Origin of the sequence: Pseudomonas sp. Irchel s3b6 (assembly GCF_900187415.1) — a bacterium.
GTDB lineage: Bacteria > Pseudomonadota > Gammaproteobacteria > Pseudomonadales > Pseudomonadaceae > Aquipseudomonas.
This window is the reverse complement of record NZ_FYDM01000002.1, coordinates 118214-134903: the sequence shown is the minus strand read 5'-3', so window position 1 is coordinate 134903 and position 16690 is coordinate 118214. Positions and strand designations below refer to the sequence as shown.

Genomic DNA, 16690 nt, shown 5'->3' with positions numbered 1-16690 from the left:
ACACAAGAATAAAATGCCCGTGAAATCGAGTGCTGCGTCATGACCAATCTTTTGCTCTATCAACGTATCGCTCAGCAGCTCGCTGAGGATATCCGGCGCGGCGTCTATCAGCCCGGCGAACGCGTTCCCTCGGTACGCAAGATGAGTTCGCAGCTCAATGTCAGCCATGCGACCGTGCTTCAGGCGTATGCCAATCTCGAAGATCAGGGGCTGATTCGCGCGCGTCCGCAATCGGGCTATTACGTGCACCAGACACCGGCACTGACAGCGCCGACCCCGGATATCGCCCGTGTCGAGCGTCCTGGTCTGGTGACCCGCAGCAGCATCATCCAGCAAGTGTTGGTGGAATCGCGCCGCGAAGGGGTGTTCCCGCTAGGGGCCGCGGTGCCCAGTGTCGACTACCTGCCGGTGCGGGCGCTGCACCAGCAATTGGCCAAGGTCACGCGCTTTCACAGCCCGCGGGCGTTCAGTTACATGTTCAGCCCGGGCTTCGAGCCGCTGCGGCGCCAGGTGGCGATCCGCATGCGCGATGCCGGGGTGGTGGTCGATCCTAGCGAAGTGGTGATTACCCACGGCTGTGTCGATGCCTTGCAGATGTCCCTGCGGGTACTGACCCGTCCCGGCGACTTGATCGCCGCGGAGTCGCCGACCTACTACGGTTTGTTGCAACTGGCCGACCTGCTCGGGCTCAAGGTGATCGAGATCCCCAGCGACCCGGCCACGGGCATGAGCCTGGAAGCGCTTCAGCTGGCCGCCAACCAGTGGTCGATCAAGGCGTTGGTGCTGACCACGCGCCTGAGCAACCCATTGGGCGGCACCATGCCCGAAGAGCGGCAGAAACAACTGCTGCGTCTGGCGTCGGATTTCGATATCCAGGTGGTCGAAGACGATATCTACGGCGAATTGATGTTCGAGCAGGGGCGCACCAAGTCCCTGAAGGCCTATGACCGGCTGGATCGGGTGATCTACTGCTCGAGCTTTTCCAAGACCTTGTCGCCGGGCGTGCGCATCGGCTGGATGATTGCCGGCAAGTATCAGCAGGAAATCCAGCGCTTGCAGACCTTCAGCACACACTCGGCGTGCAGCGTGACGCAGATGGGGATCGCGGCTTATCTGGAGAACGGCGGTTACGATCGGCACCTGCGTTACATTCGCCAGGAATACCGCAAGAACCTCAGCGCCTTCCAGTTGGCCGTGCAGCAGTATTTTCCGGAAGGCACGCAGATGACCCGGCCCACGGGCGGATTCATCCTGTGGGTCAGCCTGCCGGGGCGGGTCAATACCCAGGAACTGCATGTGCGGGCGCTGCAGCAGGGGATCAGCATCGCGCCAGGGCTGATCTTCAGCAACACCGAGCAGTTCAACCACTGCATCCGCCTCAATTGCGGGACGCCTTGGAACCGTGAGGCCGAGCGCGCGCTGATGACGCTCGGCATGCTTGCCACCCAGCTTTGCCAGGAAACCGCCAGCGGCTTTTGAGGGGGCGGACCGGGTCAATCGCGATGGGCGCTTGTCAGCGACCTTGCAACAAGCGAGCATATGGCCCTCTGCCGTTAGTGCTGTAGGGTCATGAACGCGATTTTTCCTGCTGGTCTGGTGTTGGCTTGCCTGTTGAGTGTCTTGAGCCCGGACGAGGCGCTGGCGGCATCCGCTGCGCAAAGTACCGTGAACCCTGTTGTAACGACGGTTGAGCCGGTGAACCAGGCGCATGTGGCGAAGAAACCGGCACCGCAGAAAGAGCGCCCGCCTATTGCCTCCAAATCCAGGGCCGCCAGTGAGGTGGTCAGGACCACCGAGCTGCCATCGGCCAATGTGGATTTGAGTCTGCCATCCGATATGGTCAGGCAATTGCAGCCGATTGGCAGCCTGCCTCTGGTCAGGCGAGCCCCCTTGCTGCCGCCGCTGTTTGGTGAAAAACCCAAGGAAGAAAGCAAATTTCAGCTCAATGGCCGGCTGATTACCAACGAACTGCAATTGCAGATGCGCAATGAGGATCGGCGGGAAGTCGAGGGCGCGGCGCTGGAATTTCAGTTCAATCAGTGAACGGTGTGACCCCGCACCCCGGCACTTTGTCGCACGACTGACCGGTCACGCGCAGTTGCGTGAAAAACCGCGATCGAGCCAATTTCAAACGACTGTTTTAGCGGTTACTCTAGCCCATGTCATTCAACACATTAGCCGTCGCGAGGAGCTTGACGTCATGAAATGCCGAGAAGGCTGTGGCGCCTGCTGCATTGCCCCTTCCATCAGTACCCCGATTCCCGGCATGCCAAATGGCAAGGCTGCGGGAGAACGCTGTGTGCAACTGTCTGTCGATAATCTGTGCAGCATTTTCGGCCAGCCCGAACGACCCGCAGTGTGCGGTTCGTTTCAGGCGGATGTTGAAGTCTGTGGTGCCAGCAGTGAAGAGGCGATCAGGTTGCTCGGTTGGTGGGAGCAAATGACGGCGGCGTAGTGTGTTCAACGAACGGAACTTCAACAATAAGGAATAAGACTATGGGTTCGCTGCATCGTATCGCTGTGTTGTGTGGTTTGACCGCCGTACTGGCCTCGACCGCCGCTCAGGCCGAAAGCTGGACGGTCGCCAAGAACGAAGATGGCATCAAGATCTCCCTGAGTGAAATACCCGGTTCCGACTACAAGTCCTATCAGGGGGTCACCCTGATGAAGACCACCGTCGCCAAGCTGCGCGCACTGCAGGATGACGTGTCAGGCGCCTGTTCCTGGATTCACGAGTGCAAGACCCAGAAACTGCTCAAGCACGAAGGCGATCAGAGTTGGACCTACACCCAGTTCAATACACCTTGGCCGGTCACCCCGCGTGACTCGGTACTGCAGGTCACTACCGTCGAGAGCGCCGATGGCAGCCTGACCCGTAACCTTGAAGGTATGCCGAAGTACATTCCCGAAGAAAAAGGCTTTGTCCGGGTCGCCCAGGTCAAGGGGTTCTGGAAGTTTGTCCCCAAAGGCGATCAAGTCGAAGTGACCTATCAGGTGCATACCGAGCCGGGTGGCAGCGTGCCGGCGATGGTGGCCAACAAGTTCGTGGTCGATGCGCCCTTCAATACCTTGAAGTCCCTGAAAGAGCGCGCCGAGAAGTGAGGACTGGGAGGTAGGAGCGAGCACGTTCGCTCCTATCGCCGTCGGCAGCGGGAACGATTGCCGGCGATTCGGTGTCGAGATGGTAGTAAGCCCATATGAGGGGTTTATCGAGGAGGCACCGATGCAAAAGTGGGAAATCACCTTCGTTGATAATCATGGTGTGCAAACCGTCGAGCATTTTGACTGTGAGCAAAAGCCTGATATGGAAAAGGCGGCGCAATTGATCCGCACCAGACTCCTCCCGGTCCCGGCTGAACTGGACCTCAATGATCTGGAGGGGCGTATCGAGGATCCCACGCTCAAAAGCCTGAAAGAGCAGAACAGCATCCAAATCCTCAGCATCTCCCTGATTTCTTGAACCCTTCCCGCAACCAGGCCTTGGCAGGCGCTCTGACTTGAGGCTACTCTGCAATCGAGATCAGCGAATGGATCGCTAAGGTCTGGTCTTGTCAGCTACATGCTTGTTTCCCGGCGGCATTTTCTTGCCGTATCGCTCTCACCATTCGGTTGCGGGCGCAGGGAGTACGGAAAGTCTATCCATGGTTTAAGGAGGACGTTTCATGAGCACAGCCTATCAAGAAGACATCAGCAGCAGCGTGCTGCGCCGCATGAAAGAAGGCGGTTTTGATTTTTCCCGGTTCCATCCCATCGAGTTCTACGCCATTTTCCCGGACGAGGAGCGGGCGCGCAGGGCGGCAGGACATTTTCGCGGTGAATCCTTGAATGCACAGATCAGTGTGCGCGACGACGGCGCCTGGCATCTGGAGCTGAGCAAGGTGATGTACGCCACCTATGGCGGTATCGGTGATTTCGAACAGGACTTCGAGGCGGTGGTCGGGCCATTGGGCGGCATTATCGAGGGTTGGGGCGTCAAGCAGGAGGTACGAGGGCTACTCGCATAACACTATGAACAGCGACAACACTCAGCGACGGCTGACCTCAGGGTCGGCCGTTTTCATTTGCCGTTACGGTGTCACCTTCCGTCCCGCCATATGCTTCAGATAGTCCACCAGCATCGTCAGCTCCTCATCGGTCAATACACTGGCCGAAAACCCCGGCATTTTCGCCTGTGGCCATTGACGCAGGCTTTGCGGGTCGCGGATATAGCGCTTGAGGAAGTCCGTGCCAAAGTACTCGGTCGGGCTGTAGGGAATGTTCAGGTCCGGGCCGAACTGCGCATCACCAGCGCCATTGAGGCGATGGCAGGCCAGGCAGTTCTTCTGGAACAGCGCGAAGCCCCGGTTCACCGGGTCACTGGTAGCCAGCGCGGGATCCGGCAGCAGGGCAGGGAAGCGTTGTGCGACCGGCGCCAGGCGCTGGATGCGGGCCACCTGGAAAGGCCACTGCTCGGGGCTGATATGCCCGGCCTCAGGGTCGGTCCACACCAGGTAGAACGGACCGGCGCCCGGTTTGCCCTCCGACAATGCCGGCCACGGCTCGGCCGGGTCTTCGATCGCCAGCCACGCCCGCGCGCCGGTGGTGCCGAGCAGGGGCGCTGCCGACAGTTCGGCGGCGAAACCGTCCAGGGCCACCGCCTGCACATGGTCGTTGGCCTGTACGCCGGTCAACAACGCTGCCAGCGGCACCGCGCGATAATTCATGGTGCGCTTGTAGGAGACATCGTCAGCGATCGTGATGGTTTGCACCCGAGGATGCTTGAGCAGCTCCTCGGTTTTCCAGGTGCGACTGCCGGAGCCCAGGTCGAGCACCAGTTGCGCGGCATACAAGGGCGTGCTGAGCAGCAAGGCCCCAAGCAAAAGAAGCGCTCTCAAGTGATCGCCATCCGGTTGTGGTCATGTCGCCAAGGTTGGCACACGCACACGGAGCCGGAAAGCGAGCACTTCGGTTTTTTCAGAAAGGTACCGCAAATAATCCTGCCCGATTATCCGATGACCTTGGTCAGGTTCGGCAAAATGAGGAGCAGCGTGGTGGCGAATAGAATGAGCCCGGCTTGACGCACTTTCGATTGTTTGAACATGGCTGACCGCCTTTTTTTGTTATTTCCTGAGCGTCGAATGCTTGCCTGCATTTCTCCATGACGGCAAAGCGCTGTAATTCCCTTCATCACGGGTGCCTCGGCAAAACCCGACGACAACCTCGTACGTTTTACCTTAGGGGCCACGCCGACTGTGGTTTAGATCCATTTCGTATCAAACAAGTACAAGTTGCTACTAAAAAAGCATGAGGCCTATTGCCAGCTGCTTTGCCGCCCTTTTGCTAGACAGTTCGGTGACCTGAAACGGTTAATCCGATAGCAGACTACCGTCCGTCTGAGCGTGACCGTCAAGGCCGTTGAGCGCTTCGGTCATTGAATCCGCCGCTGCTGAGCCTAAGGTGAGGACTCGCTGATCTTTTACCTGCCCGGCAGTACGAGGATGTCATGACCCAAGCTTTGATTTTCGATGCAATACGCACGCCCCGTGGCCGTGGCAAGGCGGATGGCGCCTTGCACGGTGTCAAACCGGTGAACCTGGTGGCCGGCCTGCTGGGGGCCTTGCAGCAGCGTACACAACTCGACACCAGCCAGGTCGATGACATCGTGCTGGGCTGCGTCACGCCGGTGGGCGACCAGGGTGCCGACATCGCCAAGACCGCGGCGCTGGTGGCGGACTGGGATGTCAGCGTCGCCGGGGTGCAGATCAACCGATTCTGCGCGTCGGGCCTCGAGGCGGTGAACCTCGGCGCGATGAAAGTGCGCTCCGGTTTCGAGGACCTGGTGGTGGTCGGCGGTGTCGAATCCATGTCCCGCGTGCCGATGGGCAGTGATGGCGGTGCCTGGGCGCTGGACCCGCAGACCAACCTGCACACCCATTTCACCCCGCAAGGCGTGGGCGCCGACCTGATCGCCACGCTCGAGGGCTTCAGCCGGCATGACGTCGACACCTTTGCCCTGCATTCCCAGCAGAAGGCTGCACGGGCGCGGGCAGACGGCTCGTTCAGCAAGTCCCTGGTGCCCGTACAGGATCAGAATGGCATTGTCCTGCTCGATCACGACGAGTTCATCCGCGCCGACTCGACCCTCGAAGGCCTGGGCAAGCTCAAGCCGAGTTTCGAGATGATCGGGCAGATGGGCTTCGATGCCACGGCGTTGCGGGTTTACAGCCACGTGGAGCGCATCCACCACGTGCATACACCGGGCAACAGTTCCGGGATTGTCGACGGTGCGGCACTGATGCTGATTGGCTCCGAAGCCTGTGGGCGGGCACTGGGGTTGCAGCCGCGAGCGCGAATCGTCGCCACGGCCGTCACCAGCACCGACCCGACCATCATGCTCACCGGCCCCGCGCCGGCCACCCGCAAGGCGTTGGCCAAGGCCGGGCTGCGGGTAGAGGACATCGACCTGTTCGAGGTCAATGAAGCCTTCGCCTCGGTGGTGCTCAAGTTCATCAAGGACATGGCCATTGATCCGGCCAGGGTCAACGTCAACGGAGGCTCTATCGCCATGGGCCACCCGTTGGGCGCCACCGGCTGCGCGATTCTCGGCACTTTGCTCGATGAGCTGGAAGTGCGTCAGCAACGTTACGGCCTGGCAACCCTCTGTGTGGGCGGCGGCATGGGCATTGCCACCATCATCGAACGCTACTGAGCCCCCGACTTCAAGGAAACCTGTTCATGACTGATGCCATTCGTTACGAAAAGGGGCCGGACCGGATTGTGGTCCTGACCATCGACATGCCGGGCCAGAGCGCCAACACCATGAACGCGGTGTACCGCGAGGCCATGGCCGACTGCGTCCAGCGTTTGTTGGCCGACAAGGATTCCATCGCCGGGGTGATCATCACCTCCGGGAAAAAAACCTTCTTTGCCGGCGGCGATCTCAACGAACTGATCAAGGTTGGCAAGCCTGAAGCCAAGGCCTTCTACGACAGTGTGCTGCAGCTTAAAGGCCAGTTGCGCGCCCTGGAAACCCTCGGCAAACCGGTGGTAGCGGCGATCAATGGTGCAGCGCTGGGGGGTGGCTGGGAGATCTGCCTGGCCTGCCATCACCGTGTGGCCCTGGACCACGGCTCGGTGCAGATCGGGTTGCCGGAAGTGACCCTCGGCCTGCTGCCGGGCGGTGGCGGGGTGGTGCGCATGGTGCGCATGCTGGGCCTGGAAAAGGCGCTGCCTTACCTGCTCGAAGGCAAGAAAGTCCGACCGTCGCAAGCCCTGCAAGCCGGGTTGGTCGATGAACTGGCGGCGGATCATGCTGAATTGCTGGCCAAGTCCCGGGCCTGGATTCTCGCCAACCCGGCGGCGGTGCAGCGTTGGGATGTGAAGGGCTACCAAATCCCGGGTGGCACGCCATCGCACCCTAAAGTCGCGCAAATGCTGGCCATCGCACCGTCGATCCTGCGCAGCAAGACCCAGGGTTGCATGCCGGCGCCAGAGAAAATCCTCTGTGCGGCGGTCGAGGGCGCCCAGGTTGATTTCGACACCGCGCAGTTGATTGAGGCCCGTTATTTCACCGAACTGACCACCGGCCAGGTGGCGAAAAACATGATCGGCACCTTTTGGTTCCAGCTCAACGAAATCAACGCCGGTGGTTCGCGCCCAGCAGGGTTTGCGCCGCACGTGACGAAAAAGCTCGGGGTGCTGGGTGCCGGCATGATGGGCGCCGGGATTGCCTATGTCAGCGCAGTGGCCGGGATAGACGTGGTGCTCAAGGACATCAGCCTGGCGGCGGCCGAGAAGGGCAAGGCTCATTCGGCGGCGTTGCTGGACAAGAAAGTTGCCCGTGGTCAACTGAGCGCCGAGCAACGAGACGCCACCCTGGCGCGGATCCAGACCACCGAGCAGGATACCGACCTGGCCGGTTGCGACCTGGTCATCGAGGCGGTATTCGAAGACCGTGAACTCAAGGCCCGCGTGTCGTCGGCCGCGCAAAGTGTCGTCGGTACGGACGCGGTGATCGCCTCGAACACCTCGACCTTGCCCATCAGCGGCCTGGCGACCGCGGTCCCGGATCAGTCGAAATTCATCGGTCTGCATTTCTTCAGTCCGGTGGAAAAAATGCCACTGGTGGAGATCATTAAGGGTGCCAACACCAGCGATGAAACCCTGGCCCGTGGTTTCGATTTCGTCCTGCAGATCAAGAAAACCCCGATTGTGGTCAACGACAGCCGGGGTTTCTTCACTTCGCGGGTGTTCGGCACGTTTACCAACGAAGGGATCGCCATGCTCGGCGAAGGCATAGCGGCGCCGATGATCGAAACCGAAGCGCGCAAGGCCGGAATGCCCATTGGTCCATTGGCGATTTCCGACGAGGTTTCCCTTAGTCTGATGAGCCACATCCGGCAGCAGACTGCCAAGGACCTGCAAGCCGAAGGCAAACCGTTGACGGAGCATCCGGCGTTTGCCGTGATCGATCTGCTGCTCAACGAGTACAAGCGTCCGGGCAAGGCGGCGGGTGGCGGTTTCTACGAGTACCCGGCGGGTGCCCAGAAGCACTTGTGGCCGGGACTCAAAGCGCGTTTCGAGCAGGCTGACGGGCAGATTTCGCCACAGGACGTGCGTGATCGCCTGCTGTTCGTACAGGCCATCGAAACCGTGCGCTGCGTGGAGGAGGGCGTGCTGCTGTCGACCGCCGACGCGAACATCGGCTCGATCTTCGGCATCGGCTTCGCCGCCTGGACGGGTGGCGCGCTGCAGTTCATCAACCAGTACGGTGTGCAAGACTTCGTCGCCCGCGCCCGGTATCTGGCACAACAATATGGCGAGCGCTTCACACCGCCGGCCCTGTTGCTGGAAAAAGCGGCCAGCGGCGAACGATTCTGACCGGTTAGCGGCATGCGCCGGGCTTGCCTTGACCCCGGGTTTCAAGGCAGGCTCTGGTGTGTGCGCTATTGCCTTTATCGTGTCAGGTACTTTCTATGTCGTTACGCATCTGCATTCTGGAAACCGACATCCTGCGTCCGGAACTGGTCGATCAATATCAGGGTTACGGGCAGATGTTCCAGCGTCTGTTTTCGCAGCAACCCATCGCTGCCGAGTTCACGGTCTACAACGTAATGCAGGGCCAGTACCCAAGCGACGAGCTGAGTTTCGACGCTTATCTGGTCACCGGCAGCAAGGCCGATTCGTTTGGCACCGATCCCTGGATCCAGACCCTCAAGACTTACCTGCTGACGCGCTATGAGCGCGGCGACAAACTGCTGGGCGTGTGCTTCGGTCATCAACTGCTGGCCCTGTTGCTGGGCGGCAAGAGTGAGCGGGCAACTCAGGGCTGGGGCGTTGGCACCCACAACTACAAACTGGCGGCCAAGGCGCCCTGGATGAACCCGGTGAGGGAAGAGCTGACGCTGTTGATCAGCCACCAGGACCAGGTCACCGCGCTACCGGAAAACGCCACGGTGATCGCGTCCAGCGATTTTTGCCCGTACGCGGCGTACCACATCAACGACCAGGTGCTGTGCTTCCAGGGGCATCCGGAGTTCATTCACGACTACTCGCGGGCGTTGCTGGACATCCGTCAGCAGAACCTTGGCGAGCAGATCTACCAGCAGGGCGTGGCCAGCCTGGCCCATGACCACCATGGCACGACCGTTGCGGAGTGGATGATGCGCTTTGTCGCACACAAGCCCGACGCCGCCACTTCCTGAGGTATCAACTCCTCGCGGGCTTGCCCGCGAGGGGGGCTACGGCCTGAATCTGAACCCGTGCTGAACGCCACCGATATTAATACTCGGGTTGTTGTATACAGGTTTGCTCTTGGTGTACCTGCGGCGTAAGCTGCGCGCGTTTTCATCCTGTTCGGAGGCCCACAATGGCCACGTGTTCCAGTGACAGTTGTCGGCCGGTTTCGATAGCCGGCCACTCCCCGGCAAGATAACGCGCAACGTTCTGTGCCGTTGTCTCGCCACCCAAGCGAGCAGCGGCATCCCGCTCACGGCCTATGCCGGCCGTCCCCGATGCCCCTCTCATCGACAGTCTTGATTGTCGACACCCCAGTTGTTCATGACCGTTCCCCACACTGCGGATGGAACCGTCGTGGGCGCTCAGCGTCCGCTCCCGGGCATGACGCGAAACGAGAAGGGAATACCCCATGCAAGCCATCAATAACATCAACATGACCTCGATGGTCGACACCCTGGTCAGCCTCAGTGCCGCGTTCATTCTGGGCGGGCTGATCGGTTTCGAACGTCAGTACCGCCAGCGTACCGCCGGCCTGCGCACCAATGTACTGGTCGCCGTGGGCGCGGCGATTTTCGTCGACACGGCCAACCGACTCGGTGGCGCCGACGGGGCGGTCAGGGTGATCGCCTACGTGGTGTCCGGTATCGGATTCCTCGGCGCGGGGGTGATCATGCGCGAAGAGGGTAACGTTCGCGGTCTGAATACCGCCGCCACCCTCTGGGCTTCGGCAGCGGTCGGCGCCTGCGCCGGTGCCGACCTGGTGCTGGAAGCCTTGCTCGGCACCTTGTTTGTGTTGGCGGCAAACACCTTGCTGCGACCGATCGTCAACAACATCAACCGCCAGCCGCTGGACGTCATTTCGGCCGAGGTGACCAACATTGTCTATGTGATTGCCCAACGCTCGCGGCAAAAAGCGGTGTTTGCCTTGCTTGAGGCTGAGCTTGAGCGCAGCAACTATCCGGCCAGCGATGTCGACGTACATGCCTTTGGCAGCGAAGAAGTGGAAATCGAAGCCACCCTCGCCACGACATCGGTGGATGGCGATGAGCTGGATGCTCTGGTGGCGCGGTTGAGCCTCTCGCCGTTGGTGCAACAAGCGTTCTGGAGCCCGAGTACCACGGACTGATGTATTTCTTGGGAAATTTCCTACGTTGCTGTGGGACAGATCCTTCCTGTGAATAGGGTTCACATTGCCAGTATTTGCACATTCGATTTTCAATGTGTTTTAGGCCTATGGACCCTCCCAGGGTGCTGGTGCTGGACAATCAAGGGTTTCAACGTGACGCGCTCACCCACATGCTGCATCGGTTGGGGGTGGGCGAGGTATTGCACGCTAGCGCCGCAGAGCAGGCATGGCGACAGCTCCATGAGGCGGGCGGCGTGGACCTGGTCTTATGTGATGTGAGCAACCGGGCGCTGGAGCGTTTGGAGTTCCTGCATGGCGCCAGTGCCTCGGGCCGGGTCCGCGCGCTGGCCTTGTACGGTGAGCTGCCATTGGAGCTGCACCGCGCCGTCGGGCAAATGGTTTCGCTGTCCGGCCTGAAAATGCTCGGCGTGCTGGGGCAGCCCATGCTGTTGCGGGAGCTGCAGGCGGTGTTGCATCGCTACAGCCTCGGTCGGCGGATACCCTTGTCTGCATGGCGGCCGGAACCGGCACTGCCCAGCGAATCCGAGGTCAGGCATGGCCTGGACCAGGGTCAGTTTCGCGCCTGGTATCAACCTAAGGTGATGTTGAGCAGCGGTGCCCTGGTCGGGGTCGAGGCATTGGCGCGCTGGGAGCACCCTTCGCGAGGGGTGCTGCTGCCAGGGGATTTTCTGGCGGCCATGCTGGCGTACGACCTGATCGACGATATGTTCAAGCAACTGTTCGATCAAGGCTTGAGCCTGCTCAACACCTTGCGTGCTCAAGGCCGGGCACTTGAACTGGCGTTCAACCTGCATGCCTCGCAACTGGCCAGTGGTGAGTTGATCGAGCATGTCCGGCGAGCCTTGCAACGCCATCGGCTTCCAGGTGCTTCATTGACGTTCGAGCTGGCCGAAAATGGCTTGCTCGATTTGCCAGCGAGCATCGAGCACAGCCTGTTGCAATTGCGTGGCCTGGGCTGTGGCCTGGCGATCGATGATTTTGGCTCGGGGTTCTCTTCGCTCAAACAGTTATGCCATCTGCCGTTCAACCAGATCAAACTGGACGGTGAGTGTGTGCAACAGCCTCTGGAGCCACACAACCGGGCAATCATTGCCAGCACCATGGCACTGGGCCGCTCACTGGAGATGGACCTGGTCATCGAAGGGGTCAGCAGTCCGGGTATTTGTGACGCCCTGATCGCGATGGGCTGTCAGACCGGTCAAGGCTACTTTCTGGCGCGTCCCATGACCTGCCAGGCGTTTGAACAATGGTCAGCGCGTTGCACGTTGGCATCGAGACGCGAGCGATGGGCTCGCTGAAAAAAATCCCGAAACTTCCTACACTGCACTTAGGAAGGTCCTTCGAGATCATGCATGATGGGTGGTTTTTCAGCCGGGAACGTTTCCCTTTGGTCTGATCCGGCCAGTTTTACAGAGGTTTGTATGTATAAAGCGATGGTTGTGGACGATCATCCGTTCATTCGTTCTTCGGTCAGGATGCTGTTGGAGCAAGTGCATTTCGACGTGGTCGCCGAGGCGGATAATGGTGCCGATGCCGTGCAACTGGCTCGCGAGCATGCTCCGGATCTGATAATCCTCGACATCGCCATGCCCAAACTGGACGGTCTGGAAGTCATCAGCCGGATCAGCGCATTGCGCCTGTCTGGCAAGATTCTCGTGCTGACGTCACAGTCGCCGCAGTTTTTTGCCATGCGCTGCATGAAGGCGGGCGCCGCAGGCTATATCTCCAAGACCGAGGATGCGGACGAACTGCGCAGGGCCATTTCGGCGATCATGGATGGCTACAGCTTTTTCCCGAACCTGCCCTGCAGTTCGGTCCGTCGCAGCGATATCCAGGCCACCGATCTTGAGTTGATCCAGAGTCTGACCGACCGGGAACTGACCATTCTGCAGCAGCTGTCGAACGGTCTGAGCAACAAGCAGATCGGGGACGCCATGCTGCTGAGCAACAAGACCATCAGCACCTACAAAACCCGATTGATCGAGAAGCTCAACGTCAAGTCGGTGGTCTACCTGGCCGACTTCGCCAAACGTAACAACCTGATCTAGATGCCTTCCCTTAGAAAGTGTCTTCCGGTTGCCGTACTTGTGCTCTTGTCGCTGTGGACCAGCCTGTTGCAGGCCGGACCGCAGACCTACAACCTGGTGGGCCGTTCCAGTGTCGACGGTTATCACGTTGTGCTCGATGACAGCGACTGGCTCTGGTTGCGCAGCAAAGGAACGCTGGTGCTGGGTGCATCGGCCCCGGAGTACCCACCGTTCGGTATTACCAACAATGGCAATGACTACGAAGGCCTGAGCGCTGACTATGCGCAGTTGCTCGGCCAGTTACTGCAGGTTGACATCAAGGTGCAGCGCTACAGCTCCCGTGAAGACGTGATCAAGGCGCTGAAAACGCAGCAGATCGACTTTCTCGGGACCTCCAACAATTTCGAGGCCGAAGATCCGCAACTGGTACTGTCCAGTGCCTATGCCGATGACCAGCCAACGCTGGTCAGTCGCACTGACGACACTCAGGACGTCACGCAGGATCTGGCGGGCAAACGCCTGGCGATGGTCTATTACTACCTGCCCCCGACGCAGGTGCAGGCCTTCTATCCCAAGGCTCGGCTGCAACTGTACCCATCGACCCTGAGCGCCATCGGTGCAGTCGCGTTTGGCCAGGCGGATGTGTACATCGGTGATGCCATCGGTGCGAATTACCTGATTCTCAAAAACTACCTGAACAACGTCCAGTTGGTTGATTTCTCGCGCATGGAAGCCAACGATTTTTCCTTTGCCTTGCGGCGCGATGATCAACGCTTGCTGCGAATCATCAATGCAGCGCTGGCAGCCATCCCCACGGAGGAGCGGCTGAATATCCTGCGCCGCTGGAACGCCGGTGGCGCCAGCCTCTCAGGAAAAAATCGGGTGCAGTTCACCGCCAGCGAACAGCGTTGGCTGAACGCCCATCCCCGGGTGCGCGTGGCCGTGGATGGCAGCTTTGTGCCTTTTTCATTCTTTACTCGTGAAGGCGAGTTCCGAGGGGTTGCGGCCGATGTGCTGGCCAGGTTGACGCTACGCACCGGCTTGAAGTTCGATGTTCAGCAAGGCTCTTCCGTGCCCGAGCTCATCGACCGGATCGAATCGAAGCAAGCGGACTTGCTGGTCTCCCTGACCCCCAGTATCGAACGTGAACACACGTTGCGTTTCACTCGTCCTTACCTGAACACACCGTACGTACTGGTGAGCCGAATCATTGCCGACGCCCCGCCCACTCTGGATGAAATGACCGGTCGGCGACTGGTACTGACCCGCGGTAGTGCGATCAAAGACATGGTTGCCGAGCGCTATCCCGGCATTCGCTTGTTGGTCGCGGATAATGCCCAGATAGCCATGAACATGGTAGCCAGTGGTGAGGCTGATGCGGCGGTCAGTTCTCTGATCAGTGCGCGCTACATGATTTCCCGGCAATTTCGCGATCAGTTGCAGATCACCAGCACTGTGGGCACTTCGTCGGCCCATATGGCCTTTGCCACGGCCCGCGACTCGCCAGAGCTGTTCTCGATTCTGGACAAGGCGATGTTCAGCATTCCGCCGGAGGAGATGGACGAACTGACCAATCGCTGGCGCAGTGAAGCGGTGATCGAAGACAGCTATTGGTTGCGCTACCGATCGACGATCATCCAGGGTTTTGCGATTGCCGGGTTGCTGTTGCTGGTTGCATTGGGCTGGATTGGCTACCTGCGTGTATTGATACGCAAGCGCGAGCAGGCCGAGCGTGCACTCAACGATCAACTGGAATTCATGCGTGTACTGATCGATGGCACGCCTCATCCGATCTATGTGCGGGACCGGCAAGGGCGCATGATGGCCTGCAATCATGGTTATCTGGAAGTGTTCGGGGTTGAGCGCGACGCGGTGATCGGCCAAACGGTGATTTGCGGCCAGCTCAAGAGCGTGGTCGAAGCCAAGGCTTTTCACGAAGAGTACCTGCAGGTGATGGAGGAGGGGCTGCCGCGCGTGCGGGACCGCCAATTGACCTTGTCTGAACACGACGTGCGCACGATTTATCACTGGATGTTGCCGTATCGCGGCAGCGACGGTCGGGTCAGCGGCATGATCGGCGGCTGGATCGACGTCAGCGAGCGCCAGCAGCTACTGGAACAATTGCGTGAAGCCAAGGATGAAGCCGACGAGGCCAACCGTGCCAAGACCACGTTCCTGGCCACCATGAGCCACGAAATCCGCACGCCCATGAATGCGGTGATCGGCATGCTTGAGCTGGCCATGAAAAAAGCCGATCAAGGGGTCATGGATCGTTTCGCCATCGAGGTGGCGTCGGGGGCGGCGCGGGGACTGCTGGAGCTGATCGGCGATATTCTGGACATCTCCCGCATCGAATCGGGCCATCTGTCGCTGGCACCTGAACGTGCCAACCTGCGTTCACTGGTGGAGTCGGCGGCAAGGATTTTCGACGGGCTAGCCCGACAGAAACAGCTGCACTTGCACCTGGAGGTGGATGCCATCGCCAACCAGGATGTGTTGATTGACCCGCTGCGTTTCAAACAAGTCGTGTCCAACCTGTTGAGCAACGCCATCAAATTCACGGCAGAGGGTCAGGTGCGCCTGAGTGTGAGGGGCCAACCGGTTGGCGATGCGCAACGCCTGCAGGTAGTTGTGCGTGTCGAGGACTCGGGCAGCGGGATATGCGAAGCAGATCAGCAACGGCTGTTCAATCCATTCAGCCAGGCCAGTAACAACATTCAATCGGCCCGCAGTGGCTGTGGCCTGGGGCTGATGATCAGTCGCACCTTGTGCGACATGATGGGTGGGACGCTGGAACTGTCCAGTGTGTTGGGCCAGGGCACACAAATTGAAGTGACGCTGGAGTTGCCCATCCTGGAACCCCTGGTCCGAAGCGTTCAACCCATGAGCCAGCTCCCCCCACAGGGTCAGATGCTGAATATCCTGGTCATCGATGACTACCCGGCCAATCGCCTGCTGGTGTCGCAGCAGCTGACTTACCTGGGGCACCGGGTCAAGGAGGCGCAGGATGGTGCCCACGGCCTACGGGCCTGGCGCGGCCAGCATTTCGATGTGGTCATCACCGACTGCAATATGCCTGTCATGAACGGCTATGAGCTGGCGCGGGCGATTCGCAGCGAAGAACGCGCGCGGGGAATTACGCCGGGGCTGATTCTGGGGTTTACCGCCAACGCACAACCGCAAGAGAAACAACGCTGTCGCGAAGCCGGCATGGATGGTTGTCTGTTCAAGCCCATCAGCCTGCGCGATTTGAGCGCCTTCCTGGCATGCGTTGCGCCGGACACCGTCCCGGTCCCAACCAAAGAAGAGCGTCGCACGCCGGCAGACGCCATCGACCTGACCAACCTCGAGCAGCTGACGCGCGGCGATGAGGCGTTGATCAAAAGCCTGTTGGGGGATCTGGCCAGCAGCAATGAAGAAGACATATCGCGGCTCCTCAGTCTGTTCACCCACCATGATGTTTTGGGGCTTGCTGACCTGGCTCATCGGGTAAAAGGGGGCGCACGGATCATCAAGGCCCAAGGGCTGATCCACTGTTGCGAACGCCTGGAGAGCGCCTGCGAAGAGGGAGGTGGCGAGCAACTGACGGCGGCGGTGGATGCGTTGCAACAGGCCATGGAGCGGCTGGCCGATACACTTGAGCAACGGGCTGGCTGAGAGGGTGTCAAGGGAGCGTGGGGTCAATTGTTCCAGTAATCGGCAGCTCTGGGAAAATTCCTACAAGCTTTAGGACGTTTCCTAAATCAGTTTGGCTGGCATGCCGGGATAATTGCGTCATCTTTCTACGACGCGGGCCGCC

The 16690-nt window shown here is 59.9% G+C and carries 14 protein-coding genes; 13 read left to right on the top strand and 1 reads right to left on the bottom strand.

What is annotated here, in order from left to right; genetic code table 11:
* The first annotated feature begins 39 nt into the window (after positions 1-39).
* The 6 genes from CKW07_RS04095 to CKW07_RS04070 all read left to right on the top strand — a co-directional run bounded on the left by CKW07_RS04095 (position 40) and on the right by CKW07_RS04070 (position 4004).
* On the top strand, positions 40-1479 hold the full coding sequence (locus CKW07_RS04095) for a PLP-dependent aminotransferase family protein (protein ID WP_095078841.1): 1440 nt from the start codon (positions 40-42) through the stop codon (positions 1477-1479).
* A 90-nt stretch (positions 1480-1569) separates the two neighbouring features.
* Positions 1570-2043, top strand: coding sequence for a translation initiation factor 2 (locus CKW07_RS04090; protein ID WP_095143721.1), 474 nt, complete (start codon positions 1570-1572; stop codon positions 2041-2043).
* A gap of 157 nt (positions 2044-2200) precedes the next feature.
* Entirely contained in the window at positions 2201-2455 is a 255-nt protein-coding gene (locus CKW07_RS04085; RefSeq protein WP_095143720.1) for a YkgJ family cysteine cluster protein, read from the top strand.
* 41 nt (positions 2456-2496) lie between these two features.
* Positions 2497-3102: an START domain-containing protein gene (locus tag CKW07_RS04080; protein WP_095143719.1), complete on the top strand. Its 606-nt coding sequence runs from the start codon at positions 2497-2499 to the stop codon at positions 3100-3102.
* 121 nt (positions 3103-3223) lie between these two features.
* Positions 3224-3460, top strand: a complete 237-nt coding sequence (locus tag CKW07_RS04075; RefSeq protein ID WP_095143718.1) for a hypothetical protein — start codon at positions 3224-3226, stop codon at positions 3458-3460.
* A gap of 202 nt (positions 3461-3662) precedes the next feature.
* Positions 3663-4004 (top strand): ribonuclease E inhibitor RraB, encoded by a 342-nt coding sequence (locus CKW07_RS04070; RefSeq protein WP_095078845.1) that lies wholly within the window; start codon positions 3663-3665, stop codon positions 4002-4004.
* A 63-nt stretch (positions 4005-4067) separates the two neighbouring features.
* Here CKW07_RS04070 and CKW07_RS04065 read toward each other — a convergent pair whose 3' ends face one another.
* Entirely contained in the window at positions 4068-4874 is an 807-nt protein-coding gene (locus CKW07_RS04065; protein WP_095143717.1) for a cytochrome c, read from the bottom strand.
* 608 nt (positions 4875-5482) lie between these two features.
* Here CKW07_RS04065 and CKW07_RS04060 point away from each other — a divergent pair.
* The 7 genes from CKW07_RS04060 to CKW07_RS04030 all read left to right on the top strand — a co-directional run bounded on the left by CKW07_RS04060 (position 5483) and on the right by CKW07_RS04030 (position 16548).
* Positions 5483-6688, top strand: a complete 1206-nt coding sequence (locus CKW07_RS04060; protein ID WP_095143716.1) for an acetyl-CoA C-acetyltransferase — start codon at positions 5483-5485, stop codon at positions 6686-6688.
* A 26-nt stretch (positions 6689-6714) separates the two neighbouring features.
* Complete coding sequence (locus CKW07_RS04055) at positions 6715-8859, top strand: 3-hydroxyacyl-CoA dehydrogenase NAD-binding domain-containing protein (RefSeq protein ID WP_095143715.1); 2145 nt, start codon at positions 6715-6717, stop codon at positions 8857-8859.
* A gap of 95 nt (positions 8860-8954) precedes the next feature.
* Entirely contained in the window at positions 8955-9683 is a 729-nt protein-coding gene (locus CKW07_RS04050) for an amidotransferase (protein WP_095143714.1), read from the top strand.
* Positions 9684-10126: 443 nt separating this feature from the next.
* Positions 10127-10843: an MgtC/SapB family protein gene (locus CKW07_RS04045; protein WP_095143713.1), complete on the top strand. Its 717-nt coding sequence runs from the start codon at positions 10127-10129 to the stop codon at positions 10841-10843.
* A 107-nt stretch (positions 10844-10950) separates the two neighbouring features.
* Complete coding sequence (locus tag CKW07_RS04040) at positions 10951-12162, top strand: EAL domain-containing protein (protein ID WP_256577020.1); 1212 nt, start codon at positions 10951-10953, stop codon at positions 12160-12162.
* A 123-nt stretch (positions 12163-12285) separates the two neighbouring features.
* Positions 12286-12912 (top strand): response regulator transcription factor, encoded by a 627-nt coding sequence (locus tag CKW07_RS04035; protein WP_095143712.1) that lies wholly within the window; start codon positions 12286-12288, stop codon positions 12910-12912.
* On the top strand, positions 12913-16548 hold the full coding sequence (locus CKW07_RS04030; RefSeq protein WP_095143711.1) for a transporter substrate-binding domain-containing protein: 3636 nt from the start codon (positions 12913-12915) through the stop codon (positions 16546-16548).
* Positions 16549-16690: the final 142 nt, after the last annotated feature.